This window comes from Shewanella sp. BJSY2023SW007, from assembly GCF_047314525.1.
Taxonomy (GTDB): Bacteria; Pseudomonadota; Gammaproteobacteria; order Enterobacterales; family Shewanellaceae; genus Shewanella; species Shewanella chilikensis.
The window spans coordinates 1-26,341 of sequence record NZ_JBKORL010000002.1 but is presented as its reverse complement, the minus strand read 5'-3'; the positions used below and the strand labels follow the sequence as shown (position 1 = coordinate 26,341).

Below are 26,341 nucleotides of genomic sequence, written 5' to 3'. Positions count from 1 at the left end.
CAGAGTTGAGGGAGGGCCTTGCAGGGACAGCCCTCAAGGTACGGTACTAGTGAGCACCCCCTGCGTGTACCTTATCTACGCCATAGGTCTTTCCTTCGGCGTGACAGGTGGCACAGGACTCAACCGGTAGGTTGGCGTCTGTGGCAGCATCACCGGCAACTAAGGCACCATTACTCTTGAAGTGGGCCAGAGCGGCCGCATCAGAGTGAGCGTGACAGGTACGGCAGGATTCGGCAACCGGGGAGATATACTCGGTTGCTGAAATCTTGATCCCACGCTTGGCGGATGTCAGACCTCCGTCGGCGGCGAACAGCGGTGTGTCGTCTTTGTGGCAGGCGGTACACTCGGTTTCCACTGCAGGGTAGCCATGCAGCTCGCCTGAAGCGTCACGGAAGATGGCGGCTTCACCCCAGTTACCACTGTGGAAGCGGTGGGCAACTGTCATCAGATCCCGGTTGGCATACAGGAGTCCGGGGACTTCGGCAAATATAGGATTGCCATCGGCATCCAGATTACCTGTATTGTACTCGGAGGTGCCGTGATAGGAGCCATCATAGCTGTTGTTGTGGCAGTCCATACACTGATCGAAGGTGTAGGTGCCGTGGCGGGTACCCTTGATATAGTCCAGGGTGCCGTGACAGGCATTACACTTGGCTTCGCTGGCGCTCATCCGTTCTGCAATGGCAAAGCGGGCTGTGACAGCATCACCACCATCAAGGTTATAGAACTTAACGCTTGAAGTGGCGCCAATCGGATTGACGGCATCGAATGGCATGCCTTCGGCACAGGCGGCTATCTTACCTGAGTTATCGACACAGAAGTTAGCCTCGGTACCGACGTAAATGGTGCCCATCGCCTGAGCTTCCGGTACATCAGCAGTCAGGGTCAGCACGCCATTGACGGCGTTGCCGCTGGCTAGACCGGGCCTGCTGCCCCAGCGGGTGACTTCGCCTCTGGTATCCACATTGCCTATCAAAGTAGCGTCTTTATTGAGCACCGCCAGTTGAGCTGCATCTGTCAGTGGTTGACCATTGAAGCTGACATTGGCTGTGATGGTGACTAGTTTATTGCCGGCTGTGGTAGAAGCTACAGCCGTGGCAGAGGTGAATTCAACGGTCAACAGCTCAGCATATTCAGCCCGTTTACCCACTTTGTGAGCTTGCATAGGGCTGAGTGCTCCGCTGCCATGACAGGACTGACATTGGCTGTCATCTGTCTGGGCCAGGTTGAAGTCTGAGTGGCCGGCGCCGGTTTCAAAGTTGACATTGATATGGCAACCGACACAGGCTTCACGGTAGATATTGGCGTTCCAGGAGTCACCGTTGTTGTGGCAACTGGCACAGTTGTTAATTTCTGCCGGGAAGCCGATTTCACCGAAGTACTCTTTGGCTTCACCTGAGAGGAAACCTGCGATGTGATGGCCGGCATGCAGCCTGTGAACCATGGGACCGAAATCAAATACCCAACCTTCGGCTTTTTGGGCTTCGTTCGGTACCAGAGCCGGGTTGTGGCAGGCAACGCATTTCTCTGTGCTTTGGTAGTTGTGGTGCGCGTTTATCTTGGCGATGCGGCCTTCGACTTCACTGTGGCAGGCAATACAGGCGGCATCTGTTACCGTATCCTTACCTGTGGCTTCAACCAGTTCGCCGGATGCCGGAATATAATCCAGCGGCGTAGAGAGCACCTTGTCTGCTATGGCTGTGCCACTGGCATCCTTGAGGTTATAGGCGCGCAGGAACAGGCGATGAGGTGCGCTGAGGTTGTCGTTGGCATTCATAATGGGGGCGACCCCGTCATGTGCCCAAGTGCCGGTATAGGTACCTGGTTCGGCCGGATCTTCAACCAGGAGACAGGCATCGCCAGTCTGACCTCTGGAGCTATAGGTGCCATCCAGGGTGCAATACATGGAGCTGCCCAGTTCCTGAGCCGTGGCATTATTGACCCATTGCAGCGGTGCACCGCTGCCCGAGTCATTGCTCATGGCGGTAATAGAGTAGAGGGCGACCTGATCCAGGCCAGTCAGAGGGACTCGCTCCCCTGAGCTGTTGGTGGCCGAAGCCTTGAACTTGAGGGCGAAGGTTTCGCCGCCTGCCAGTGTGTTGTCGGCCGGCACTATCTCGAAACTGACATCGCCGGCACTGATAATGGTGGAAGTACTTGAACCTGCGGGGGCACCTGGCTGTCCGGGTTCGCCTGGTATACCAGGTTCACCGGGGGCTCCGTCTTTTCCGTCCTCACCGTCCCCGCATGCGGTAAGGCACAATAGACTGGTCAGAGCCAGCGCCAGTAATGACTTATTGTGTTTTTTCATCATAGCGTCCCTTTATTCAAATTATGGGTACTGCCTTTGCAGTTATTTGAATATACATACATCTAAAGTAGTAGTTTTGATTTATTGTTTTATTTGTGAAATAAGAGTTAATAAATTGATAAAGAAATGGCGAGTGGCGAAATCGGTAATTTCAGTTTTTGAAATTACCGAATGCACAGAGTTACCAGCGGAAGTTGGCTATAAGTAGCAGATAGTTTTGGACAAATGGGAGAATGGGCTGATTCTGAAGGTAGCAAAGATGCCAGGTAATGAGCCGGAATCAATCAGTTCTCAATATTCAGCCTTGGGGTAAAGTTCTTGAGTGACCAGGCTCAGCAACAGTTTTCTTTGTTGTTCGGAATAACGGCGATAGCTGGGGGCCTTTTCCACCAAGGAGTAGCTTGGCAGCGAAAATGCCCGGTGGAGTTTAGTTACTTCGGTTTCCGGCAGATGTTGCACTCTCAAGCCAGGCATGCCTTCAATAAGCGCCATTTCATTGGGGGTGCTGAAGGCTACACTGCCCATGGTCAACAGATGAGCATGCCATTCTTCCCTGTCGTGTACGGCGTGCACCTGGGATAGGGGAATGCCTTCCTGCTGACAGAAGAGCTCCATGGGATCCATGCGCTCGTTGAAGCCCTTGATGGTCAAGTAAACGAAAGTATATTGGCTGATATCTTCGAGGGTGATGGCCGGCGATCTTTGCCACAGGGGATGATCTTCGCGGCTGACAACACATACCCCCATGGTTTGCCCGAGCGAACTCAGAATGAGATCCAGCTGTTCGGGGTGCTCCAGGCAGACCCCCAAGTCCAGTTGCCCACGGTGAATTTTTTCTGCCGAATCATCTTGCCAGGGATAGAGTCTGATCTGGCCCAACTGCTGTTGAATGTTCGTCTGTCCCAGTTTCATCGCCAGCGAGGAAAGTAACCCATGCGCTACGGCTACATGAATACAGATATCGCTCGAGGGCAGACGGCTCTGATGAACTTGTTGTTCCAGACGGTGCACTGAGTGGATGAAATCGCAAACCGGTTGGTATAGATTCTCCGCCAGAGGTGTAGGCTTGAGTTGTTGCTGACGGCGATAGAAAAGCTCGTCGTCAAAGGCTAATCTCAGCGCCGCCAGGCAGCGGCTGATTTTAGGGGCGGACACTGCCAATTCTCGCGCTGTACAGTTGGCGTGCCCTGTTTCATAGATGTTCTTGAACACCATGAGGGTAAAAATATCCAGCTCACACAGCTGTTTCAATAATCGACTTGACATTAGCATCCATCCTATGGATTTGTACCTCTTTAGGGATAGATGCTAGACCAGCACAGATATGAATACTGTGACTAAGCACAATTCAATGCGTTTTTCGAAATCTTTGTGAATAAACTGTGATAAAGATCCTGTGTTAGTGCGTTTTTTGATCACTACTCTTGGGTTTGGAGCTTGAGTTCAGCCATTGGGGGAATATCATCACCAAGCTCTTTAAGCAAGTTAACTTCGTCTTTGACTCTGATGCCGATAAATTGACCACCTTCGAAGATCTCCATCGACTTACTGGCGACTTCTCCCTCGACTGTCCCGGTACCGCAGATAGTCAATTTTTCACAATGGAGTTTACCGCGAAACACCCCTGATACCTTGAGTTCTTGGCAGTTAAGTTCGCCATCAACCAGGCCATTGGCTTCTATGATCAGCTTATTTTCAGCTGTTACCTTTCCATATATAGCGCCGCCGATTAGGGTCTCATCATCGAAGTGGCTTTCGCCGGTAATCTTGCTGCCCTGGGCAATATAGGTGAGCCCTGCCGTTTTTTTATTTTTACCAAACATAGTACTTTTTAGTGGTTTTTATCAGGGGAAACTCGATATTACCTGTTATCGCAAAGTAACAAAACCACTAATATTTGGCGCTGTGGGAGTCAGATTTTTGGCTCCCGGATGGGAGTCAGTCGGGGTTTGGCTCTCGTAGCTTGATGGCAGAGGCGGGGCAGGGCGCAACGCAGGCGCCGCAGCCATTGCAGCGCTCTGCATCCAATACCGGCAGGGCGGTAGCCCCTAAAAGGGGCGGAAAGCGGATCGCCCGCTCGTCGCAGGCATCCTTGCAGCTCTGGCAGACAATCCCCTGGCGGGCGAGGCAACTGTCGGCAAATTGGGCAATGAGCCGCCAAGGCGCTTCGCCAAGAGGCCTGAATACCGGCTGTTCACAGTGGGTGACACAGGCCTGACAAAAGCTGCATTCGGCGCGCTGAAAGTCAAGCTCCGGAAAGCCACCATCCCCCTTGATTAACACTTGAGTCTCGCAGGCATCCACACAGGCGCCGCAGCGAGTACAGGCGTCGGTAAATTCCGCTTCCGGTTTGCTCCAGGGCGGCCGAACCACATCACTCTTGCGGCGACTGAACAGGCGTCTGCGGGACAGATCCATGATTAACCTTTGTAACCGTTAGGATTGTTGGATTGCCAGTTCCAGCTGGAGTCGGCCATATCCTGCAGGTTGCGCTCAGCCTTCCAGCCCAGTTCTTTGGTGGCATGGGTAGGGTCGGCATAACAGGCGGCGATATCGCCGGGGCGACGTGGGGCAAACTCAAAGGGGATCGCCTTTTTGCAGGCTTTTTCAAAGGCTTTAACCATCTCAAGTACGCTGTAGCCCTGACCGGTTCCCAGATTATAGGTGACCAGACCTGGATTGGTGGCGAGCTTGTCCAGAGCCTTGAGGTGACCTATGGCCAGGTCAACTACGTGGATATAGTCGCGCACACCTGTGCCGTCTACCGTGGGGTAGTCATTGCCGAAGACGCTGAGTTTATCGCGCTTGCCGACTGCAACCTGGGCGATAAAGGGCATCAGATTGTTGGGGATATCGTTGGGATCTTCACCGATGCGGCCGCTCTTGTGGGCGCCGACCGGGTTGAAATAACGCAAGCGGGCGATGTTCCAGTTGGGTTCGGCTGCGGCCAGATCCGCCAGAATATGTTCCACCATCAACTTGGACTGACCATAAGGGTTGGTGGCCGATGTAGGAAAAGTTTCGGTGATCGGCAGACTGGCGGGATCGCCGTAAACTGTGGCCGATGAGCTGAATACCAGGTTGCGAACGCCATATTCTTTCATTACCTGGCACAGAATAAGGGTGCCAGTGACATTGTTTTCATAATATCTGAGCGGCTGGGCAACGGACTCACCCACCGCCTTAAGGCCGGCGAAGTGAATCACGGCTTCGAAGCTGTGGTCGCTGAAGACTTTCTGCAGGAATGCCTTGTTGAGGATATCACCTTGATAAAAGAGTACGTTCTTGCCGCTGATCTCTTCGACTCTGGCCAGGGCTTCGACACTTGAGTTGCTCAGGTTGTCTATTACTACAACCTCTTTGCCCGCGGCCAGAAGTTCAACCAGTGTGTGGGTGCCAATATAGCCGGCACCGCCGGTGACCAAAATTGTCATGCTTTACATCCTTTTATCAAATCGCCCAGATAGGCGGCAAATTCACATCCAAGCTCGGGGTGGCGCAATGCATGTTCCACCGTTGCCTGCATATAACCCAACTTGTTGCCGCAGTCATGGCTCTTGCCACGCATATAGTAAGCGTTGACCTGCTGGCTTTGCATCAACATGGCAATGGCATCCGTGAGCTGGATTTCATCACCGGCACCGGCTGGGGTTTTGCCAAGCAAGGGCCAGATAGCGGCAGGCAGCACATAGCGACCCACTACAGCCAGGTTGGAGGGGGCTTCGTCGATATCCGGTTTTTCAACCAATTTAAGCAGAGGCTGGGATTCGCCCGGCTTAAGGTCGTGACCGTTGACATCGGCTATTCCGTATTGGTCTACCTTCTCGTGAGGTACACCCTCGACCATGATCTGCCCGGTTCCTGTGCGGTCGAACAGGCTGACCATTTCGGCCAGGTTATCGCGGGAAAGATCGCTGGCAGCATCGTCTATCAACACATCCGGCAGCAGTACGGCGAACGGCTCATCACCTACTACCGGACGGGCACAGAGAATGGCGTGCCCCAGCCCTTTGGCCTGAGCCTGGCGGACGCTGATCACAGTGACATTTTGCGGGCAGATGGACTGCACTTCATTGAGCAGTTGCCGCTTTACCCGCCGTTCCAGCTGGGCTTCTAGTTCAAAACTGGTATCGAAATGGTTTTCAATGGAGTTTTTACTGGCGTGGGTAACCAGCACGATTTCCTTGATGCCGGCGGCAATGGCTTCGCTGACAACATATTGGATCAAGGGTTTATCTACTACCGGCAGCATCTCTTTGGGAATGGCCTTGGTGGCCGGCAGCATACGGGTGCCAAGACCCGCAACGGGGATTACCGCCTTGCGGATGGTGGTCGATTTTATCGGCATTCAGATACCTTGGGTGCTCGGGATAAATCAGCCCCTATTGTAATGCAGTGGCACCGAAAAGCCATTTGCAAAAAGGGCTAATTTTGCTGGAAACTTGCAAAAAATCCTGCCTGGGCTGCAAGAGTAAGCTACTGAACTTACCGAGCTAAATACTATTTTGTAACCAATTCTTTACAAATCTTCTTCGCTCGCCTCCGGAAATAAAGTGTGAGCTGGTTAACAAAAGTGCGGCCTTGAGTGAACATGAAATCAGAAACGATTCAGGCAGTGAGTATGGACTATGAGTAAAGCAACTCAATATGTGGCCCGTCACCCGGGCAGTGATGGCCGAATAGATTACCCGCAGGACGAGCACGCCATCTGGCAGGAGCTGTATGCCCGTCAGGAACACAACTTGCCTGGCCGTGCCTGTGATGAATACATGCAGGGGCTCAAGGCGTTGGACTTGCCTAAAGACAGGATCCCGCAACTGGGCGAGCTGGATGCCGTGTTGCAGGATACCACTGGCTGGAAGACGGCAGCGGTGCCGGCGCTTATCTCATTCGGGCGCTTCTTTGAACTCCTGGCGAATAAGGAGTTTCCGGTGGCGACTTTTATCCGCAGCAGGGAGGAGTTTGATTATCTGCAGGAGCCGGATATCTTTCATGAGATTTTCGGTCATTGTCCTTTGTTGACCAACCCGGCTTTTGCTCATTTTTCCCATATTTATGGTCAGTTGGGGCTTGATGCCAGCAAGGAAGACAGAGTCTTTTTGGCGCGTCTCTACTGGTTTACCGTGGAGTTTGGTTTGTTGCGTACCCAGACCGACGGCCTGAGAATTTACGGTGGCGGTATTTTGAGCTCGCCGGGCGAGACACTGTATGCCTTCAGCGACACGCCGGAGCGCAGACCCTTTGAACTGCTGGATGTGTTACGTACTCCCTATCGGATAGACATTATGCAGCCCATCTATTACGAGATAGAGCATATTGATTTTCTCGATGAAATCGCCCGCATGGACATTATGAAGGCGGTTACCCAAGCCAAACGACTGGGACTCTTTACCCCCAAATTTCAACCCAAAGCCAGCTGATACTGGCGGTAATGGCCTGTGTGCAAGAGTGCAGGCCACTTTCAAGGAGATGTTATGACTGAACTGGCCAATATGAAGTGCGAAGCATGCCGCGCCGATGCTCCCAAGGTGACAGATGCCGAGCTTGCCGAGCTTATTCGGATGATCCCGGATTGGGGCGTACAGGTGCGCGATGGCATCATGCAGCTGGAACGGGTTTACAAGTTTAAAAATTTCCGGCAGGCAATGGCTTTTAGCAATAAGCTGGCGGACTTGGCTGAAGAAGAGTTTCACCACCCGGGGATCCTCACCGAATGGGGCAAGGTGACTGTGACCTGGTGGTCGCACTCCATTAAGGGGCTGCACCGTAACGACTTTATCATGGCTGCCAAGACAGACCAGTTGCTGGGTTAATCTTTTCCTAATATATTCAGTGTGTTGATTATGTCTTCACACTGAATCCTCTCCCTTTGTTACAAATACGCTGTAAAGCGAGCTTGCCACTTGTGTCAGAACCTTCTAACGTATAGGGCGCATTTTTACATCGCCTGCCGACCTCTCAAAGCAGGCGATAATCCCAAAGAATCTGAATTATAAAAGGGAATGACAGTTATGCGCTTGGAAGTTAGTTGTCAGGATCGCGTTGGTTTAGCCAAGGATATTTTAATGGTGCTGGAGCGATACGGGATTAACCTTATCGCTATTGATGCCAGTAACAAGGGATTCTTATATTTGCAGTTTGCCGAGGTCGGTTTTGAGACCTTGAGTGAGTTGATGCCCCAAATCCGTAAGGTGGAAGGGGTGCACGACGTCAGAACCGTTTCTTTTATGCCCTCGGAGCAGGAGCATTACGCCCTCAAAACCCTATTGAAAACCCTGCCGGATGCCGTGTTCTCTCTCGACGGAAAGGGGCGAATTCGTATTGTCAACGAGTCGGCCTTGCTTATTCTGGACATGGCCGAACATGAAGTAATAGATGAATCCCTCAATCACTGGGTGCAAGGCTTCAATTTTGGTCGCTGGCTCAGTGAGCCCAAGGTGTTGGCGCAGGCCACTCGGGTCTCTATTGGCAGCAATGAATATCTGGCCGAAATGCTGCCCATCTATCTGCCGGATGAAAACGATAAGAGCATTCTCGCCGGCGCCGTGGTGGCGCTTAAGTCGCCGGCGCGGGTGGGCAAACAGTTCAACGCGCTGCAGAGCCAGAGCAGCGGCTTTGATTCCGTGCTGGCTGTCAGCGATAAAATGAAAGAGGTACTCAAGCAGGCCAAGCGCATGGCACAGCTGGATGCGCCTTTGCTGATCACCGGAGAAACCGGCACAGGCAAAGAGCTGATGGCCAGGGCTTGTCACGATGCCAGCATGCGGCGGGAGAAACCCTTTATTGCCATCAACTGCGCCGCCATGCCCGACAGTGCCGCAGAAGAGGAGCTGTTTGGTTATGTCAGTAAGGGGGAGGTGGTTAAGCGGGGTTTCTTCGAAGAAGCCAAGGGCGGCACCGTCTTCCTCGATGAAATTGCCGAGATGTCCAAGGCCGCTCAGGTCAAATTGTTGCGCTTGCTGCAGGATGGCAGTTTCCGCCGTATCGGCGGCGATGTAGAGGTGCGCGCCGATGTCCGTATCATCTGCTCGACCCAGAAGAATTTGGCGGAGTTGTGTCAGACCGGTGAGTTCCGTGAAGATCTCTACTACCGAATTCATGTACTGAGTTTCCATATGCCGGCGCTGCGTGAACGCAGGGTCGATATTATCCCGCTGACGGAGATGTTCCTTGAACACTACAGCCAGCAGCTTTCCAGCCCGGTGCGGCGGATCTCGGCGTCCTGTCGCGATCATCTGTTGACCTATGCCTGGCCGGGAAACGTGCGGCAACTGAAAAACGCTGTATTCAGAGCGGTATCCATGTGGGACGGTTCGGCCGAATTGACCATAGAACAGTTGAAACTGCCTTCTTATGCCGAAGGTTTTGGCTATTTCGACAAGGAGTTTGAAGGCACCTTGGATCAGGCCATGAAACAGTTCGAAGCCGGTTTGCTGAGGCGGCTCTACCCGGCGTACCCCAGTACCCGCCAGTTGGCGAAAAAGTTGGGGGTATCCCACACCGCCATTGCCAATAAACTCAGGGAATATGAGATCAGCAAGAAGCGCTGAAGCCCTGTAAAGCGGATTTGCCGCCGGAATGGCTGAAATTTAGGCTATCTTTGACCGCAAAGCCTTTACCGGCGCTTGCGGTTGGCAAGCGTCAGTGAAAGTTTACAAACCGGTTCTCAAAGCGGTTAAACGTGAAGTGAGTCACAGAGTTTTCATTGCCCGCGGCATGAGGTATTACTGGCGGGATAACAGAAACGGATTGAGCCGGGCACATAGCCTGATGAAAACCATTAATCCGGGCAGAGACAGGAAGGAGCAGGTATGAAATTAGCGACATATGACAATGGACGCCGCGATGGTCAACTCATGTTGGTCAGCCGAGATTTGAAGAAGACAGTGGCTGTCCCCGCCATAGCCCAGACCATGCAGCAATTGCTCGACAGTTGGTCACTGCTGGAACCTCAGCTCAGAGAGCTTTCCGATGCCCTGAATGCCGGCATGTTGGACAATACTCAGGACTTCGACGAGAGTCGTTGTCTGTCACCTTTTCCCCGCGCTTATCAGTGGGCCGACGGCAGCGCCTATGTCAATCATGTTGAGCTGGTACGCAAAGCCCGCGGTGCCGAAATGCCGGAGTCTTTCTGGACAGATCCCCTGGTGTATCAGGGCGGTTCAGACAGCTTTATCGCTCCCAGAGCCGATATCCCGCTGGCAAGCGAAGATTGGGGCATAGATTTCGAGTCGGAAATTGCCGTGGTCACAGATGATGTACCCATGGGCGTGAGCGCTGAAAACGCCGCCTCTCACATCAAGCTGTTGATGCTGGTTAATGATGTGTCGCTGCGTAACCTGATCCCGGCCGAGTTGGCCAAGGGCTTTGGCTTCTTCCAGTCCAAACCTTCCAGCAGTTTCTCACCGGTGGCAATCACACCGGATGAGCTGGGGGATAAATGGCAGGATACCCGGGTTCATCTGCCGCTGATCACCCATCTGAACAACGAGCTGTTCGGCAAGCCCAATGCCGGGGTGGATATGACCTTTAACTTTGCCGAGCTGATCGCCCATGTCACCAAGACCCGCCCCTTGGGTGCCGGTGCCATCATAGGCTCGGGCACCATTTCCAACTATGACAGAAGCGCAGGTTCCAGCTGTTTGGCCGAAAAGCGCATGCTGGAAGTAATTGCCGAGGGCAAGGCCGTCACGCCATTTATGGGCTTTGGAGACAGGGTCAGAATCGAAATGCTGGATGATGCCGGGAACAGCATCTTCGGCACGATAGATCAGCAGGTAGTTGAGTATATAGCCGAGTAAAATAACTCGATAACAAAACGGGGCTTTCAATAAAGATAAGGAAGGTGCGAACAAGTCCCATGTGTGCTCTGCGTCGGCTTACAGGCCTGGATGCAAGGCGTGGTTCGCAGCAAATGGCCTTAGTCCTTTGCACCTTCCATAAAGCCCCGTTGGTTTTTATACCGGCTTGGTATTGCCTTCGAATGTGTCAGCGTTAAGGCTTTGGATAAAGCGTCACCAGAGCGGAGTCGCAATCTAAGGTTAGCGAGCTTTGGGAGAACAACTTATGTTGAAATTATATGGTTACTGGCGCTCCAGCGCTGCTTATCGGGTGCGGATTGCGCTCAACCTCAAGGGACTTTGCGCCGAGCAGCTTTCGGTTCATTTGGTGCGCAATGGCGGCGAGCAGCATCAGGCCGCTTTCAAGGCGCTAAACCCGCAGGAGTTGGTACCGGCTTTGGTGGTGACGGATGACACCGACGAGCGAGCCGAGTTGGTGTTGTCCCAATCGCTGGCGATCATTGAATATCTGGATGAAGCCTTTGGCGGTGAGGCACTGTTGCCGGGTGATATTGAACAGCGGGCGCTGGTCAGGGCCATGGCAATGGGAATTGCCTGTGAGATCCATCCTTTGAACAACTTGCGGGTGTTGCAGTATCTGACCGGGACGCTCAAGTTGGATGATGCGGCCAAGAATGATTGGTATCGCCACTGGGTCGAACAGGGCTTTGGCGCATTGGAGCAGCAGTTGCAGCAGTACTCGGGCAAGTATTGTTTTGGCGACCAGGTCAGCCTGGTGGATATCTGTCTGGTTCCCCAGGTTTATAATGCCAAACGTTTTAATATCGACTTGTCTCCTTATCCCAATATTTGCCGTATTAATGATGAGTGCTTGACGTTGCCAGCCTTTATTGATGCCGCACCTGAAAATCAAGCGGATGCTCAGTAGTTTTCTTGTTTTATAGTCATCTATACGGTGACTATAGAATAACCTTCCAAATACCCCCGTGTTTGAAAAACTTCTCTTATAAAATGATGTCTTTCTGTTAATAACAGGCTTTTAAAAATAAAATCCAGCCGGCAATTTGTAACCAATTGTTTAAACGGCATGCTGTTTTTATTACATTTGCGATTTGGTTTATATAGGAAATTGTTTTTATATTTATAGGTTTACCATTTCTTTTTTTAGTTTTTATAAAATACTTAAAATAACGTATTTTGTATCGTAAGTCGGATTTTTTCTGCTTGTTGTTTTTCTATTATTGAATTAGTTGATACATATGATACATATGTTAATACTTGATTTTGGCCAAACTATAACAATAAAAAAGTACGTCATACCTATTAACTAGCTGTTTCCGAAAACCAGTTTTCGGCGATATGACGTTTTATTATCAAAAGGAAAAGAAGCATGCATAAGTCGGTTATTTCACTGAGTATAGCTGCAGCCTTATTGGCGGGCTGTGGCAGTGACAGCAAGAAGGCACCTGAGCCGGTAAATACTCCTCCGGAAAGCCGGGATGTAACCTATGACGTTCGTCAATCAGTACGTCTCAATGGACAACTGGAAGGAAAAGATGCCGAAGGAGGGATCACCTTTTCACTGGTTGATCCCAATGAAGTCAAGCTAGGGACTTTGACCATCAATGATGCGGCCAAGGGGAGTTTCAGTTACCAGACAGATGCGTTGGAAGGCACAGAAGTCGTGCGTTTCAAAGTCAGTGACGGTAAGAGTGAATCTATTTCTGCATTAACCTTGAGAATAAAGGGAGGCGACCCTCTGTATCAGCATCAGTGGCATTTGAAAAATACCGGCCAAAATGCCTTTGCCAGAAACCGTGGTGTGCTCGGTGAAGATATCAACGTCAATGATGCCATAGCTTCAGGTGCTACCGGCAAAGGCGTCATTGTCGCTGTGGTAGATGATGGTCTGGAGATCAGCCATCCGGATCTCAGTGCCAATGTGATTGCGGGCGGATCCTATAATCTAATCACAGGTACAGTTGACCCGACACCATTTTCCAACAGTGCTTCACATGGGACTTCGGTTGCAGGAATCATAGCCGCTGCCGGGTGGAATGGCATAGGTGGTCGGGGAGTTGCACCTGAAGCTAAGCTTATCGGTTTTAACTTCCTGGATAGAGATCCTAGCCGCGAAATCCGCAATGTACAAACCTTTGAAAATTTCGCCAAATCCCATGGCGCCAGTGCTTATAGCGACCGAGCCAGGGTGTTTAACCAAAGTTATGGAAACCAACCTGTGATTCCAGGCCTAATGAGAGAAAATGAGTTTGAAGTTTATCAGCAGGTGACAACCAAGAGTTTTAATGGCAAGGGCAGTGTTTTCGTTAAGTCTGCCGGTAATGGATATAATTATAATTTTTTGGGTTATAACGCTACAGGGCAACCTAGATATTTATTACCAAAAGACTTCTATACAGCCAGAGATGAAAATAGGCCGGCCAATAAAGGATTACCCTATCACAATGCCAACATGTCTCCGAATAATACCAACCTCTATAACCTTGTGGTCAGCGCAGGAAGTGCAAATGGTAAACGCAGCAGTTATTCATCTGTGGGGGCCAATGTTTTTGTTAACGCTCCCGGCGGGGAGTTTGGTACTTATAACCCTGCAATTGTGACAACGGACAGAGCTGGTTGTGACAAAGGCAGTTCGGTTACCCAAGAGCGCCCCAGAACCCCTTTTAATGGGGGCCAGCATCCGCTCAATCTTGAGTGTGACTATGTCTCCAATATGAATGGCACTTCGGCGGCGGCCCCGAATGTCAGTGGTGCGATTGCCATGATAATGAGCGTCAATCCATCACTCTCCTGGCGTGATATCCGGCATATTCTAGCCATGACGTCCAAGCAGGTAGATGTCAATATTCAGCCCATCAGAGTTCCATTAAATACGGACGCTAGTCAGCTTTATGAAGCCGTGCCTGCTTGGTTTACCAATGCTGCCGGGTTTAAATTCCATGATTTTTATGGTTTCGGGCGCATTGATGTCAGCAAAGCGGTTGCCATGGCTAGAAATTATAAAGCGAATTTAGGCGAATATCGGATAAGCGATAGCTTGTCTCGTACCGAATTGAATGCGGCAATACCGGACGCCTCCCTGGAAGGCGTCAGTGATGTACAGAGGTTCGATTCAGATTGGATTATTGAAGGCGTACAAATTAATCTTACAGCAGAGCATAAGCGTTTGGCTGATCTGGCTGTTGAGTTAATTTCGCCTTCTGGTACTCGCAGCGTTCTTATGACGCCTTATAATGGATTTGTTCCTATTCGAAACTCCGGATACACAAATACTCCCATGTTATCCAATGCTTTTTATGGTGAAAATGCCAGAGGAAATTGGACTTTAAAGGTTATCGATGTAAATAGTGGCGAACAGGGATACATTTACCGAGAAGGAACGGTAAATTTAGAAGAAAAACTATTGGAAAATGAGGCTAATGGAGTACTCAAATCCTGGTCTTTACGTATTCACGGTCACCAAGCCGTAAGCGCTTCTTAATAAGGGGAGAATATGAAAAATATCACAGTGATAGTTGTTTCGTTACTTATTTCTGCTATGTCTATGACAGTGCAGGCTAAAGCTTTTTTGAAAGATGATTCTTTATTGGATAAAGTCGCTCCCGAAGTTTATGATATGGATACCCTATTGGTAAAAATTAATGATAGAGTTGTAAAGGCAGAGACTTTATCAAAGGGGCAACCTTTGGTTGATTCTGCTGGTGGTGTTATTGCGATTCCAACAGGGAAATTCATTATAAAATTGGCAGAAGGCGTCTCGGCTACCGAATTTTCTCAACAGCATAATTTGCGTTTGGATTGGCGAAGTGATAATAACCTCCTTCTGTTATCTGCACCGGATGGAAGCGATTTGTTAAAGGTTTTGGGTTCAATAAAACAGAATCCACAGGTCCTCAGAGCAGAATTGGATCTGGCACAGGACTTCTATCAAGCTTGGTGATTAAGTTGAGTATGAGCCTCTCTTTATTGATAGTATATTTAAAGGGATTGATAAGAGGAATAGGCAGGGGCTTAAGCTTCTGCCTTTTGAATTTTGTTAAAATATTTTTCTATATATTTCATTCCATTTCTCAAATATGGAAAGAGACTTGCGATGAGATTTTTTACTTATTGGCCAGCAAAAACTCCACAAAGGCTCGGTCGGCCTGGCTCACCGGGCGCTGTTTCTTCCAGGCAATATGCAGGTCGAGATACACTGGCGGTGCGAAGGGCAGGGCGATGATGTCATCTCTTTCATTGACCACCATTTCCAACACGCTGGTGACGGCAAATCCTTGACTTACAATCTGTTTTATCAGGTTTATCAGGTTGGTTTCAAAGGCGATCCTAGGCTCGAGTTGCAGCTCTCTGGCTCGGCTCAGCATCCATTCACGATGAAAATAACCGGGTTTGAACATCACTAACTCATGGGCGAAAAACTGCTCCAGCGTTACGGCCTCGTTTGTGGCCAAGGGGTGTTCAGGGCTTGAAGCTACCACCATCTGCTCTCTAATTAACAGACAGGACTCGAACTCAGGCTTGAGATCCTGGGCCGTGATAATCGCTATATCAACCTCTTCCTGCTCCAGCATCCTCAGGGCATCGCGGGTGCCTCCCTCAAACAGAGACAGCTTCAAATCAGTATACTGATGGCGAAAGGCCATCACCCGTGACGGCAGGTAGAAAGAGCCCAACATACCGGGCACGGCAATTCGCACTTCGCCCTTGGCCAGCTCGGCCATGGCCCGGATATGGGCTTCTGCCTGACTCAGCTGTTTGAGGATCAATACCGCATGTTGATGCAGCGCCAGCCCTTCGGCAGTGAGGCGAATGCCGTTTTCCTGGCGACTGCCACTACGGTCGACCAGAGTGACGCCGAGAGATTGTTCCAGCCGCTTGATACTCTGACTGAGGGCGGGTTGGGCCAAATTCAGCTTCTCTGCTGCTCGGGTGAAACTGCCGTACTTAACCAGGTTATCCAGGTGTTTTAGTTGTCTGATGTCCACGTCTCGCCTTACTCTTGCGGATAATCTTGAGGAAGTTTTTCAAGCATAACAAAAATTGATGAAATCGATATTATTTATCTATTATTGTTATGCATTGCCCGGTGCTAACCTTGTTGTGGTGAATCCTTTGCTAATTTAAGAGGTCAGAGTGACTAAGGTCGAAGCCGTTGGCCGACATGCGCGTGATACCCGTTTGATTTGGGCACTGTGCGTGGCCTCAGTGGTGGTTTATATCAATCTGTATTTGATGCAGGGGATGCTGCCTTTGATTGCCGAGCATTTTCAGGTAACGGCGGCCAAGTCAACTCTGGTACTGTCTGTTACCAGCTTTACGCTGGCGTTTTCCTTGCTTGGCTATGCCATAGTTTCGGACAGAATTGGCCGTCACAAGCCGATTATTATCAGCCTCTGGGCTCTGGCGCTGTCCAATATCTTGTTGGTATTTGTTAAAGACTTCAATGCGTTGGTGGCTGTGAGGTTGCTTCAGGGGATATTGCTGGCGGCTGTGCCGGCCATCGCCATGGCTTATTTCAAGGAGCAGCTCAGACCTGAGACCATGCTCAAGGCCGCGGCGGTTTACATTACCGCCAACAGTTTCGGTGGCATTATCGGTCGGCTGTTTGGTGGGCTGATGTCGCAACATCTATTGTGGCAGGATGCCATGTGGCTGCTGCTGGCGGTGAGTCTGTTTGGGGTGGCGCTGGTCAGTTATTTGCTGCCCAATGCCGTCAGCGCCGCCAAGCGAGAACGGCTGCCGAAACAGTGGCGTTTCTGGCGCGGTGGCAGTGAAGACTTACGGGGTTTTGTGCATCACCTCAAGGATGGTCAGATGCGACTGGCTTACCTTATCGGTGGGCTGGCATTTATGATGATGGTCAACCAGTACAGCTTTATTCAGTTGCACTTGATGGCACCGCCTTATGATTGGAGCCGGTTTGAGGCGACACTGATCTTCCTCTGCTATTCGAGCGGCACACTGGCATCGTATTACACCGCCAGGTGGATTGCCCGCCATGGACAGTTGCCTTTGTTCAGAATTTCCTTGTTGCTGATGTTGTGCGGCAGTCTGCTGACTCTGCTGGATACCCAGGTGTGGATCTGCGTAGGCTTTTTGCTTACCTCCTGCGGTTTCTTTATTACCCACAGTTGCTGTAACTCCTTTGTGGCCATGCGTGCCAGCAGCCACAGGGCCAAGGCAACTTCATTGTATCTGTGCTGCTATTACCTTGGCGCCGCAATGGGAGGCCCTTTTTTGATGCTGTTCTGGCAGCGGGGCGAGTGGCAGGGCGTGGTGATGGGATCCATGGTTTTGCTGTTTTTGACTTCGCTGGCGGTTTGGCGCCTTGGCTGGCGGCAAAAACAGCCGCTCAGCCAGGAGATGGATACGCCTCAGGGGGCATCGTTGAGGTAGTCTTTACGCTCAAGACCGTATTTGCGCATCTTGTCGTAGAGGGTCTTGCGCGGTAGCTCCAGCTGTTCCATGGTCAGCTTGATGGAGCCCTTGTTGTGCGCCAGGGCTTCTTCAATCAGCAGTCTTTCGAAAAACTCCACCCTTTGAGTCAGTGACATGCCGCTTTGCAGGCTGTCACTGCTGCCCATGGCGCCGGCAAAGGCTGCCTCGGCGCCAAGCAGAACATAACGTTCCGCCAGATTTCTCAATTCGCGCACATTGCCGGGCCATTCATGGGTACTGAGACGGGCCTGCTGCTCACCGCCAAGGGCAATCAGCGCCTTGTGGTAGCGGGCCGAAGCGATACGGGCAAAGTGCAGAAACAGCAAGGGAATATCTTCCCGTCGCTCCCTCAGCGGCGGAATGGCCACAGTCACCAGATTGAGACGATAGAAGAGATCTTCGCGAAAGCTGCCCTGGCGGCACAGTTCTTTGAGGTCGACCTTGGTCGCGGCAATCACCCTGATATCCAGCGCTATGGATTTATTGGAGCCCAGACGCTCGACTCTCCTGTCTTCCAGTACACGCAGTAGCTTGACCTGCAATGCCATAGGTGTGCTTTCAATTTCATCGAGGAACAGGGTACCGCCGTTGGCGTACTCAAATTTGCCAATCCGGGTCTTGTCGGCGCCGGTAAAGGCTCCTGCTTCTGCACCAAACAGCTCACTCTCTATGATGTTTTCCGGGATAGCACCACAATTGATGGCGACAAAGTTAGCGCCGTGTCTGGGGCTGTGATCGTGCAGGTAACGGGCAACCAACTCTTTGCCAGTGCCGGTTTCACCCTCAATCAGGATATCGGCCGGAGTATCCAGCACCTGGTGGATGAGATGGCGCATCTGACGGATACCCGGACTGTTGCCGAGGATCCTTGGGCCTGGCAGGCTCTGGGATTCCAGCTCTTGCTTGAGCTTGCGGTTCTCCAGCGTCAGGCTGCGCTTGTCCAGTGCCCGCTTGACGACGTCCAGTATATGTTCGTTGTTGAAGGGTTTTTCCAGAAAGTCATAGGCGCCCTGCTTAACGGCGCTGACCGCCATGGCAATATCGCCAAAGCCGGTGATCAGTATCACCGGCAGATCGGCATCCAGCTGTTTGATTTGCTGCATGACACTGATGCCATCCATGCCGGGCATGTTGACATCGGTAATGACCACTCCCATCCAGTCGCGGCTGAGGTGGCGCAAGATCTCTTTCGCTTGGGTCGATGCCTTGGCATTGATGCCTTCGAGATCAAATAACTGGCTCAGCACTGTGCCTATATGGGGTTCGTCGTCCAGGATCAGGACTGTGTATTCTTGTTCGCTCATTGGTTTTCCTCGCCGAGATACAGAGGCAACAGGATCTGAAATATAGCGCCACCTTCGGCGGCGTTGGCGACGCTGATGGAGCCCTGCATGGACTCGACAATTCGGCGGGAGATGGAGAGTCCCAGACCCAATCCCTGTCGTTGGTTGGTGGTAAAATAGGGTTCGAAAATTTTCTCCATCTGGCTTTCGTTGACGCCTGGGCCGGAATCCTGAATACGGATACACAGCATATCTTCTACGCTGATGCTGATGGTCAACAAACGCTCATCGACTCGTTGCATGGCGACTATGGCATTGCTGATAAGATTCACCAGTACCTGTTGCAGGCGTATTTTATCGCCGTAGAAGCACCAGGGCTTACCCGGGAGCTGCAGTTCGAGCCGGATCCCCTGCTTGTCGATTTCCGGATGCACTATGGTCAGCGCCTCCTGCACGGTTTCATTGATACTGGTGGGCTTGTCCTGGCCTTGACTCTTACGGGTGAAGCTCTTGAACTGGGCAACTATTTCCGCCAAGCGGTCGGTTAGGCTGATGATGGTGACCAGATTTTCCTGTGCCTTGTCATGCATGCCCCGACCAAGAAAGGTTTGAGTGTTTTGGGCATAACTGCGCAGCGCCGCCAATGGTTGATTGATTTCATGGTTGATGCTGGCAGACAGACTGCCGATGACAGTCAGCTTGGCGGCCTGGATCAATTCATCCTGGGTTTGTTTCAGTTGGGTGTTGGCATCTTCCAACTCCCGGGTACGTTCTTTGACCCTATGTTCCAGCTGGCTCTGGGCCTGGCGCATGCGTCTTAGGTTACGGCGCCGCTCGAGACTGAACAGCAGCCCCAATGCCAGCAACAGAAAGATACTGGCGGACAGCAGCATCACAGGGGGCAGTGAACGATACAAAGGTGCCACAGGTGTCAGCACATGTACATACCAGCCTACCTTGATCATTTCATTGCGGGTATCCAGATATTGGGCCCGGCCTTGATCGTTTTCTATCCGATACAGTGCCCTGTGGGGGAGAGTTTCCTGCCGGTAGGGTGGATCTATCCTGAGTTCCTGCAGCTTACGGTCGGCATAACGGCGGCTAAGGGTTATCTGTTGCAACCTTTCCGCAGCCAGGGGTTGCAGTGACCTCAGGCGCCAATTGGCAATACTGGCCAGAAAGATGACTTCATCCTCACCGCTGATGGCCAGTTCATACTGGCCCGCCTTGGCCAGCCCCGTCATCTGCTCTTCAATATCGGCAATATCGACCTTGACTACTATGACACCGAGTACTTTACCCTGATCGTAAATCGGGTAGGAGAAATAAAACCCCCTGGTGTTGGACGAGGTGCCGACGGCGTAATAGCTGCCCAGCCTGCCGGCTATGGCTTCTGTGTAGTAGGGGCGAAAGGCATAATTCTGACCGATAAACGAATAGGCTTGCTGCCAGTTACTGGCGGCAATAGCATCCCCTTGGCTATTGAGCAGATAGATATCTGAGGCTTCGGTGACATGCTGTATCTCTTCAAAGTACTTGTTGATTTTGCTGATTTCGCGCTTGTCTGCGCTACTCTTGATTACCCGGGCCAGCATGGGGTTGGTGGACAGCACATGGGGAATACTCTCATAGCGAATGAGTGCGCCTTCAATAAAGCTTATGACTTCGCTGAGCTGTTTGTCTGCCAGGGCCTGGTATTGGGTGAATCCCTTATCCAGATGGTACCAGTAGGTCAGTTTGAGGGTAATAAACAGACCCGTCATCAGCATGGTGGTGATAAGCAGGCGCTTTCGGGTCTTGTTGTTGAGCGGCATCTTATTGTCCCGGCGTCATTGCGGTGTAGTTCCGGCGTAAGAAATCGGCGAGTCTTAGACTCGCCGATAGCCCTGTTGATTTCAAGGATTAAAAGCCCCGCAGTGAATCCAGATACTCGGGCAGGAACAGGGACACTTGAGGAACATAGGTGATCAGAATAAGGAACCCCAGTAACAGCAGCAGCCAAGGCAGGCACGCGTGGATTACCCAACCTATGCTCTTGCCTGTGATCCCCGAGGTCACAAACAGATTAAGCCCCACCGGCGGCGTTAGCATTCCTATCTCCATATTGACCACCATGATGATCCCAAGGTGAATTGGGTCGATCCCCAACTGGGTGGCGATGGGGAATAGGATGGGAGCCATGATGAGCAAAATGGCAGATGGCTCCATAAAGTTACCTGCGGCCAGCAACAACAGGTTGACTATGATGAGAAAGCCCCAGGCAGGCAGGCCCATGCCGACTATGTTTTCGGCAATCATGTGAGGGATCCGCTCTGTGGTCAATACATGGGCGAACAACATGGCGTTGCCTATGATAAACAGCAGCATGATACTGACTTTGGCGCCATCCCTGACGACGGCGCGTATCTCTTTGTCGGCCGGCGTCTTGAGTAACCCCAGTAAGCTGTACCCCAGATTGCGGCCTATGGCTTTGACTTTAGGCTCACCAGGATTGCGCCAGGCGACATTTTTCAGAGGCCCGATATCGCGATAGCCGAAGACGGCAATGAAATAGGCATAGACGCAGGCGACTGCCGAGGCTTCCGTGGGGCTGGCGACCCCGCCGTAAATGGAGCCCAGCACTATGACAATCAACATCAGGCCACCCATGGCCTTAGCCGTTGAGATAGAGAGCTTGCGAATCCCGGGGAAGGGTAGGGAGGGCAAGCCCTTGATACGGGCTACTATATAGATGGCCAGCATGATCAACATCCCCGCCAGTAAGCCAGGGATCAGTCCAGCCATAAACATCCGCGCCGCCGATACCTCGGTAGCTGCCGAATAAACCAGCATCACAATCGATGGTGGGATCAGTATTCCCAGGGTGCCGGAGGTGGTAATAACCCCGGCGGCAAACTTTTGTGGATATCCGGCGCGGATCATGCCGACGATAACTATGGAGCCGATAGCTGCCACTGTGGCCGGAGAAGAGCCGGAGACGGCAGCAAACAACATACAGGCCATGACCGAGGCCATGGCCAAACCGCCGCGGATATGGCCGACGCTGTCCATGGCAAAGTCGATGATCCGCCTGGCGACGCCGCCGGTGGAGAGAAAGGCCGAGGACAAAATAAAGAAAGGGATCGCCAGCAAAGTGTAGTGCTCTGAAGTGGACTCATAGAGTTTCAGGGCCACAGAGGCCAGCGAATCGTTGGAAAACAGTAAAATAGTCAGCATGCTGGAGAAACCCAGTGCAATGGCAATGGGCATGCCGAGCAGCATACAAACAAATAAGACGATAAAGAGGGTAGCTATTGTCATGGCATTACCTACTCATGCTTTGAGTTGTTTTTGTCTTCGCCGGCTTCGTTTTCGTCTGTCAGGTGCATGCTTTCCTTGGCTTCATCGTGGAAGCTGAATCCTTGTGAACGGTTGGTCAGAATGGCAAAAAACAGTTCAATGAAACGCCAGGTCAACATGGCAAAACCGATAATCAGAATGCTTTGGGAGATCCACAGCGGTACTGCCGGATCTTCCACATCTATGCGCAGGGTTTCCCAGGCAAAGTCGGGGTCCAGTTTGGCAACCAGGGCATGGGGGAAGTCGATATCTTCCATGGGTATCCCAATCTGATACATCTGGCTGAGGTAATCCCAGCTGCCTTTAAGGAACAGGCCGCAATAGATCAAACAGATGACAGCAGCCAGCATAGCGGCGTATTTGCGGCCTGTCCTGGGAAGCTTTTTGACGAAGGCATCGACACCTATATGGGCACCGACTTTAACGCCGTATGACATGCCAAAGAGGACAAACCAACCACAGAGGGTCAATGTCAGCTCCTGCATCCAGAGAAACCCTGTATTGAAAAAGAAGCGGGCAACGACTTCGACAAAGACAAGTACCGTCATCAGGGTGATCAATAAGTTGAGAAAGCCTTCCTCAAAGTAGCCCAAGGCGCGTGAAATCATATTGCTCTCCGCAGAAATTGCGGGGGCCGGAGCCCCCATACTGACTTACTGGTTGGCGGCCACGGCGGCATCTATCACGTCTTTGCCGATTTGGTCTTCAAATTTAGCCCATACCGGCTTCATTGCATCAACCCAGGCCTGGCGTTGCTCTGGGGTGAGCTCAACCACCAAAGAGCGTTTGGAGTCGATGATCAACTGGCGGTCCTGGTCATTCTTGTCACCGGCAATTTTGTTACCGTAGGCAATGGCCTCATCGAGCGCTTCTTTGATGATTTTCCGCTTATCGCCGGGCAGACTCTTCCAGAACGTGTTGGAAGTCACCACCATGTAGTCGAGCACACCATGGTTACTTTCGGTGATATGGCTCTGCACCTCGAAGAATTTTTTGGAGTAGATATTGGACCAGGTGTTTTCCTGACCATCTATGGCGCGGGTTTGCAGCAAGGTGAACACCTCGGAGAAGGGCTTTTTAACCGCAGTTGCATCGACGGCGGCAAACTGAGCCGCCAGCACGTCAGAGGCCATAACCCGGAATTTTTTGCCGCTGGCGTCCTTGGGCAACAGCAGCGGCTCATTGGCAGAGAACTGCTTCATACCATTGTGCAGATAACCGAGGCCAACAACGCCTTTTCGCTTCATGGAGTTCAGCAGCTTTTGCCCGGCTTCACTCTGTTGGAACTTGTCGACAGCGGCCATGTCTTTGAACAAAAACGGCAGATCGAACAGCTGCAGTTTTTTGGTGTAACGCTCGAACTTGGAAAGTGATGGCGCAACCAACTGCACATCGTTGAGCAGCAGTGCGGCCAGTTCATTGTTGTCTCCGAAGAGTTGTGAGTTGGGGAACACACTGACCTGATATTCACCCGGCAGGCGTTCTTCGACCAAGGCCTTGAATTTCAGTGCCATCTGGCCCTTGGGGGTGTTTTCTGCCACAACGTGGGAAAACTTAATCTCTACCGGTTCTGCCAGAACCGAGAAGCTCGCCAATGCGCCGGCCAAAGCTGTCACTTTGGCAAGGGTTTTCAGTAACCGGGTAAAGAGTTTGGATGGATTGAATGCACTCATGATGTGTCCTTTTTATATGCTCTTGAGTTATTGAAAAATACGTACCCCAAAGTGCGTATCTCCAGCGGGAATACAGCCGACTTTCCCTAAGGTCTGTATTGGTTAAGGCAAGTAGTGCGCCAACTTGATTACTTTTTTGTAACTCATTGGTTGCTAAAGTGTAGTTTATTTGATGTTTGTCACACCTTTTTGCTGTTTGGGTGAGATCTTGCTCACGGTGCTGTCGACTTTGGGTGGAAAACCGCCTATTGCGACTTTGATTTACTTGGGGGGATCTATGCGCTTGAGGATGGCGTCACTGGGCAGTAGCTCTAGGTGCCCCTGCTCGTCAAAGTACCAGCCGGTAATAAAGCCTTTCTGACGCATAGTCACCAGGTTATGCATCACTTCTCTGGCTTCTTTTTGCGCTGTTTGCTCGTCATAGTCGTTGGTGTGCTTCAAATAGGCCGCAATGCTGGCGAGGGAAGCCGATTGACTGATTCCTGTCATAGCCTCTGTTCCACAAAAAAGATGCTTTCCTGAAGCGTAGTTGAAAATTTAGCCAGAGTGAAAGAAGCGATGGTATTGCAGCCCAGGATAATGATCTGGGCCTGCTTTGTTTATGTCATGTCAAGTCAGGACTGCAATATCTATCTTATGACTGTCGGCCAGAGCCCTTTTCCCCTGTAGGGTTAGGCTGCTAGAATATGCGCACTTTTCATTTGCCTGCCTGGCAGGCGTTTATTCTTAAGGTTAGTGTTCAATTATGACCACCAAGACGCGTTTTGCTCCCAGCCCTACCGGCTTTCTTCATGTGGGCGGTGCCCGTACTGCTCTATACTCCTGGCTGCACGCCCGTGCCAATAATGGCGAGTTTGTGCTGCGTATCGAAGATACGGATCTTGAGCGTTCTACTCAGGAGGCGGTTGATGCCATTCTGGAAGGGATGGAATGGTTGGGCCTGAATTGGGACGAAGGGCCTTACTATCAGACCAAACGCTTCGATCGTTACAATGAGATCATCGCTCAGATGCTGAAAGAGGGCACGGCTTACAAGTGTTATTGCTCTCGTGAGCGCATTGAAGCTCTGCGTGAAGAGCAGGCCGCCAAGGGCGAACGTCAGAAGTATGATGGCTGCTGCCGTGATGCCGCTCCCCGTGATACAGATGAACCATATGTAGTGCGTTTCAAAAACCCCAAGGAAGGCAGCGTGGTTTTTGATGATCATGTTCGCGGCCGGATTGAAATTGCCAACGAAGAACTGGATGACCTGATCATTGCCCGCAGTGACGGTACGCCTACCTATAACTTCTGTGTGGTGGTTGATGACTGGGATATGGGTATTACTTGCGTGGTTCGCGGTGAAGACCATATCAACAACACCCCAAGACAGATCAACATTCTCAAGGCCTTGGGTGCACCTGTTCCTGAGTATGCCCACGTATCCATGATCCTGGGTGACGATGGTGCCAAGCTTTCCAAGCGTCACGGCGCAGTGAGCGTAATGCAGTATCGTGATGACGGTTATTTGCCGGAAGCCTTGCTGAACTATCTGGTGCGTTTGGGCTGGTCCCATGGCGATCAGGAGATCTTCTCACTGGAGGAGATGAAGCAGTTCTTCAAATTGGACGATATCAACAAGGCGGCTTCGGCATTCAATACCGAAAAGCTGATTTGGTTGAACCAGCACTATATGAAGTCGCTGGATCCAGAATATGTGGCCGGTTTCCTTGAATGGCACATGCGTGATCAGCAGATAGATACCAGTAATGGCCCGGCACTGGCTGAAATCGTTACTGCATTGGCAGAGCGCAGCAAGACACTCAAAGAGATGGCTGCTTCCAGCCGCTACTTCTATGAAGACTTCGAGGCGTTTGATGAAGCGCAGGCCAAGAAGCACTTGCGTGGGGTCGCATTGGAACCCTTGCAACTGGTGCAGCAGAAGTTGGCAGCTCTGCCTGAGTGGACCGTGGAAGGGATTCACAATGCCATTGAGTCAACTGCGGCCGAACTGGAGGTAGGAATGGGTAAAGTCGGTATGCCTTTGCGGGTTGCCGTGACAGGTGCCGGCCAATCTCCTGCTGTGGATTTAACCTTATTTCTCATTGGGAAAGCTCGTTGCGAGCAAAGAATCTCCAAAGCGGTTGAATTTGTAGCAGCCAGAATAAATTCCTAAAAAAGGCGTTGACACATTTGGGTGTGCTGCATAGAATGCGCCTCGCAGTTGAGACACAGGGCAGCAAGTTGCTGGCAGTACACTCAAATGTAATGAGAGATAGCTTGGGGCTATAGCTCAGCTGGGAGAGCGCTTGCATGGCATGCAAGAGGTCGACGGTTCGATCCCGTCTAGCTCCACCAACTTCTCTCAATAAGCTCTTTTTAAGCCGAGTTTAAATGCTTAAGTCCGGGGTCCCCTTCGTCTAGAGGCCTAGGACACCGCCCTTTCACGGCGGTAACAGGGGTTCGAATCCCCTAGGGGATGCCAATTTTCACAGT

22 protein-coding genes and 2 tRNA genes are annotated in these 26,341 nt (G+C 51.4%); 11 read left to right on the top strand and 13 right to left on the bottom strand.

Annotated features, from left to right (window positions below; translation table 11 throughout):
* Nucleotides 1-46 precede the first annotated feature (46 nt).
* The 6 genes from ACMHXE_RS00415 to galU form a co-directional block, all read right to left on the bottom strand.
* Nucleotides 47-2,314: an OmcA/MtrC family decaheme c-type cytochrome gene (locus tag ACMHXE_RS00415; protein ID WP_101056634.1), complete on the bottom strand. Its 2,268-nt coding sequence runs from the start codon at nucleotides 2,312-2,314 to the stop codon at nucleotides 47-49.
* Between the two features lie 288 nt (nucleotides 2,315-2,602).
* A complete protein-coding gene (locus ACMHXE_RS00410) occupies nucleotides 2,603-3,577 on the bottom strand; it encodes a LysR family transcriptional regulator (RefSeq protein WP_101056633.1) in 975 nt (324 codons plus the stop codon).
* Nucleotides 3,578-3,729: 152 nt separating this feature from the next.
* Entirely contained in the window at nucleotides 3,730-4,134 is a 405-nt protein-coding gene (locus tag ACMHXE_RS00405) for a bactofilin family protein (RefSeq protein WP_165565339.1), read from the bottom strand.
* Between the two features lie 115 nt (nucleotides 4,135-4,249).
* Entirely contained in the window at nucleotides 4,250-4,729 is a 480-nt protein-coding gene (gene napF, locus ACMHXE_RS00400) for a ferredoxin-type protein NapF (protein WP_101056631.1), read from the bottom strand.
* Nucleotides 4,730-4,731: 2 nt separating this feature from the next.
* Nucleotides 4,732-5,745, bottom strand: coding sequence for a UDP-glucose 4-epimerase GalE (galE, locus tag ACMHXE_RS00395; protein WP_413731087.1), 1,014 nt, complete (start codon nucleotides 5,743-5,745; stop codon nucleotides 4,732-4,734).
* Nucleotides 5,742-6,653, bottom strand: a complete 912-nt coding sequence (gene galU / locus ACMHXE_RS00390) for a UTP--glucose-1-phosphate uridylyltransferase GalU (protein WP_101056648.1) — start codon at nucleotides 6,651-6,653, stop codon at nucleotides 5,742-5,744. Before galU ends, galE begins: the two co-directional genes overlap by 4 nt.
* Before the next feature lie 286 nt (nucleotides 6,654-6,939).
* On the opposite strand from galU, the gene phhA reads away from it, so the two are divergent.
* The 7 genes from phhA to ACMHXE_RS00355 all read left to right on the top strand — a co-directional run bounded on the left by phhA (nucleotide 6,940) and on the right by ACMHXE_RS00355 (nucleotide 15,073).
* Nucleotides 6,940-7,731, top strand: a complete 792-nt coding sequence (phhA, locus tag ACMHXE_RS00385; protein WP_100145291.1) for a phenylalanine 4-monooxygenase — start codon at nucleotides 6,940-6,942, stop codon at nucleotides 7,729-7,731.
* Nucleotides 7,732-7,785: 54 nt separating this feature from the next.
* Nucleotides 7,786-8,124 (top strand): 4a-hydroxytetrahydrobiopterin dehydratase, encoded by a 339-nt coding sequence (locus ACMHXE_RS00380; RefSeq protein ID WP_413731086.1) that lies wholly within the window; start codon nucleotides 7,786-7,788, stop codon nucleotides 8,122-8,124.
* A gap of 198 nt (nucleotides 8,125-8,322) precedes the next feature.
* On the top strand, nucleotides 8,323-9,861 hold the full coding sequence (gene tyrR / locus ACMHXE_RS00375) for a transcriptional regulator TyrR (protein ID WP_286995963.1): 1,539 nt from the start codon (nucleotides 8,323-8,325) through the stop codon (nucleotides 9,859-9,861).
* 261 nt (nucleotides 9,862-10,122) lie between these two features.
* Nucleotides 10,123-11,112, top strand: a complete 990-nt coding sequence (locus tag ACMHXE_RS00370; protein WP_165565336.1) for a fumarylacetoacetate hydrolase family protein — start codon at nucleotides 10,123-10,125, stop codon at nucleotides 11,110-11,112.
* 268 nt (nucleotides 11,113-11,380) lie between these two features.
* Nucleotides 11,381-12,040 (top strand): maleylacetoacetate isomerase, encoded by a 660-nt coding sequence (gene maiA / locus ACMHXE_RS00365; protein ID WP_101056647.1) that lies wholly within the window; start codon nucleotides 11,381-11,383, stop codon nucleotides 12,038-12,040.
* A 462-nt stretch (nucleotides 12,041-12,502) separates the two neighbouring features.
* Complete coding sequence (locus tag ACMHXE_RS00360) at nucleotides 12,503-14,614, top strand: S8 family peptidase (protein ID WP_101056628.1); 2,112 nt, start codon at nucleotides 12,503-12,505, stop codon at nucleotides 14,612-14,614.
* Nucleotides 14,615-14,626: 12 nt separating this feature from the next.
* Complete coding sequence (locus ACMHXE_RS00355) at nucleotides 14,627-15,073, top strand: hypothetical protein (protein WP_101056627.1); 447 nt, start codon at nucleotides 14,627-14,629, stop codon at nucleotides 15,071-15,073.
* 163 nt (nucleotides 15,074-15,236) lie between these two features.
* On the opposite strand, the gene ACMHXE_RS00350 is transcribed toward ACMHXE_RS00355, so the two are convergent.
* Nucleotides 15,237-16,118 carry a LysR family transcriptional regulator gene (locus tag ACMHXE_RS00350; protein WP_413731085.1) on the bottom strand — a complete coding sequence of 294 codons (882 nt, stop codon included), beginning with the start codon at nucleotides 16,116-16,118 and terminating at the stop codon, nucleotides 15,237-15,239.
* A gap of 148 nt (nucleotides 16,119-16,266) precedes the next feature.
* On the opposite strand from ACMHXE_RS00350, the gene ACMHXE_RS00345 reads away from it, so the two are divergent.
* Complete coding sequence (locus tag ACMHXE_RS00345) at nucleotides 16,267-17,529, top strand: MFS transporter (protein ID WP_226564212.1); 1,263 nt, start codon at nucleotides 16,267-16,269, stop codon at nucleotides 17,527-17,529.
* On the opposite strand, the gene ACMHXE_RS00340 is transcribed toward ACMHXE_RS00345, so the two are convergent.
* The 6 genes from ACMHXE_RS00340 to ACMHXE_RS00315 form a co-directional block, all read right to left on the bottom strand.
* Nucleotides 17,508-18,875 carry a sigma-54-dependent transcriptional regulator gene (locus tag ACMHXE_RS00340; protein ID WP_412500374.1) on the bottom strand — a complete coding sequence of 456 codons (1,368 nt, stop codon included), beginning with the start codon at nucleotides 18,873-18,875 and terminating at the stop codon, nucleotides 17,508-17,510. The two genes, ACMHXE_RS00345 and ACMHXE_RS00340, sit on opposite strands and share 22 nt — an antisense overlap.
* Complete coding sequence (locus ACMHXE_RS00335; RefSeq protein WP_412500373.1) at nucleotides 18,872-20,668, bottom strand: ATP-binding protein; 1,797 nt, start codon at nucleotides 20,666-20,668, stop codon at nucleotides 18,872-18,874. The genes ACMHXE_RS00340 and ACMHXE_RS00335 overlap by 4 nt, the downstream gene beginning before the upstream one ends.
* 88 nt (nucleotides 20,669-20,756) lie before the next feature.
* Nucleotides 20,757-22,154: a TRAP transporter large permease gene (locus ACMHXE_RS00330; protein ID WP_335917816.1), complete on the bottom strand. Its 1,398-nt coding sequence runs from the start codon at nucleotides 22,152-22,154 to the stop codon at nucleotides 20,757-20,759.
* Between the two features lie 8 nt (nucleotides 22,155-22,162).
* Nucleotides 22,163-22,801, bottom strand: a complete 639-nt coding sequence (locus ACMHXE_RS00325) for a TRAP transporter small permease (RefSeq protein ID WP_413731084.1) — start codon at nucleotides 22,799-22,801, stop codon at nucleotides 22,163-22,165.
* A gap of 45 nt (nucleotides 22,802-22,846) precedes the next feature.
* On the bottom strand, nucleotides 22,847-23,866 hold the full coding sequence (locus tag ACMHXE_RS00320) for a TRAP transporter substrate-binding protein (protein WP_101057642.1): 1,020 nt from the start codon (nucleotides 23,864-23,866) through the stop codon (nucleotides 22,847-22,849).
* A 261-nt stretch (nucleotides 23,867-24,127) separates the two neighbouring features.
* Nucleotides 24,128-24,355 (bottom strand): hypothetical protein, encoded by a 228-nt coding sequence (locus ACMHXE_RS00315; protein WP_101057640.1) that lies wholly within the window; start codon nucleotides 24,353-24,355, stop codon nucleotides 24,128-24,130.
* Between the two features lie 256 nt (nucleotides 24,356-24,611).
* Between ACMHXE_RS00315 and gltX the strand changes: the two genes are divergently transcribed.
* From gltX to ACMHXE_RS00300, 3 genes are all read left to right on the top strand, one after another.
* Nucleotides 24,612-26,021: a glutamate--tRNA ligase gene (gltX, locus tag ACMHXE_RS00310; RefSeq protein ID WP_165565329.1), complete on the top strand. Its 1,410-nt coding sequence runs from the start codon at nucleotides 24,612-24,614 to the stop codon at nucleotides 26,019-26,021.
* A gap of 106 nt (nucleotides 26,022-26,127) precedes the next feature.
* Nucleotides 26,128-26,203, top strand: a tRNA-Ala gene (locus tag ACMHXE_RS00305).
* Between the two features lie 51 nt (nucleotides 26,204-26,254).
* Nucleotides 26,255-26,330 (top strand) — tRNA-Glu (locus ACMHXE_RS00300).
* The last annotated feature ends 11 nt before the right edge of the window (nucleotides 26,331-26,341 follow it).

Excerpts from the sequence above, each read along its gene's own strand:
- galE (WP_413731087.1), bottom strand. The coding sequence starts at position 5,745 with ATGACAATTTTGGTCACCGGCGGTGCCGGCTATATTGGCACCCACACA.
- ACMHXE_RS00315 (WP_101057640.1), bottom strand. The coding sequence starts at position 24,355 with ATGACAGGAATCAGTCAATCGGCTTCCCTCGCCAGCATTGCGGCCTAT.
- napF (WP_101056631.1), bottom strand. The coding sequence starts at position 4,729 with ATGGATCTGTCCCGCAGACGCCTGTTCAGTCGCCGCAAGAGTGATGTG.
- ACMHXE_RS00335 (WP_412500373.1), bottom strand. The coding sequence starts at position 20,668 with ATGCCGCTCAACAACAAGACCCGAAAGCGCCTGCTTATCACCACCATG.
- ACMHXE_RS00355 (WP_101056627.1), top strand. The coding sequence starts at position 14,627 with ATGAAAAATATCACAGTGATAGTTGTTTCGTTACTTATTTCTGCTATG.
- ACMHXE_RS00415 (WP_101056634.1), bottom strand. The coding sequence starts at position 2,314 with ATGATGAAAAAACACAATAAGTCATTACTGGCGCTGGCTCTGACCAGT.
- tyrR (WP_286995963.1), top strand. The coding sequence starts at position 8,323 with ATGCGCTTGGAAGTTAGTTGTCAGGATCGCGTTGGTTTAGCCAAGGAT.
- gltX (WP_165565329.1), top strand. The coding sequence starts at position 24,612 with ATGACCACCAAGACGCGTTTTGCTCCCAGCCCTACCGGCTTTCTTCAT.
- ACMHXE_RS00325 (WP_413731084.1), bottom strand. The coding sequence starts at position 22,801 with ATGATTTCACGCGCCTTGGGCTACTTTGAGGAAGGCTTTCTCAACTTA.
- ACMHXE_RS00360 (WP_101056628.1), top strand. The coding sequence starts at position 12,503 with ATGCATAAGTCGGTTATTTCACTGAGTATAGCTGCAGCCTTATTGGCG.
- ACMHXE_RS00405 (WP_165565339.1), bottom strand. The coding sequence starts at position 4,134 with ATGTTTGGTAAAAATAAAAAAACGGCAGGGCTCACCTATATTGCCCAG.
- ACMHXE_RS00340 (WP_412500374.1), bottom strand. The coding sequence starts at position 18,875 with ATGAGCGAACAAGAATACACAGTCCTGATCCTGGACGACGAACCCCAT.
- ACMHXE_RS00330 (WP_335917816.1), bottom strand. The coding sequence starts at position 22,154 with ATGACAATAGCTACCCTCTTTATCGTCTTATTTGTTTGTATGCTGCTC.
- ACMHXE_RS00370 (WP_165565336.1), top strand. The coding sequence starts at position 10,123 with ATGAAATTAGCGACATATGACAATGGACGCCGCGATGGTCAACTCATG.
- ACMHXE_RS00410 (WP_101056633.1), bottom strand. The coding sequence starts at position 3,577 with ATGTCAAGTCGATTATTGAAACAGCTGTGTGAGCTGGATATTTTTACC.
- ACMHXE_RS00380 (WP_413731086.1), top strand. The coding sequence starts at position 7,786 with ATGACTGAACTGGCCAATATGAAGTGCGAAGCATGCCGCGCCGATGCT.
- phhA (WP_100145291.1), top strand. The coding sequence starts at position 6,940 with ATGAGTAAAGCAACTCAATATGTGGCCCGTCACCCGGGCAGTGATGGC.
- ACMHXE_RS00320 (WP_101057642.1), bottom strand. The coding sequence starts at position 23,866 with ATGAGTGCATTCAATCCATCCAAACTCTTTACCCGGTTACTGAAAACC.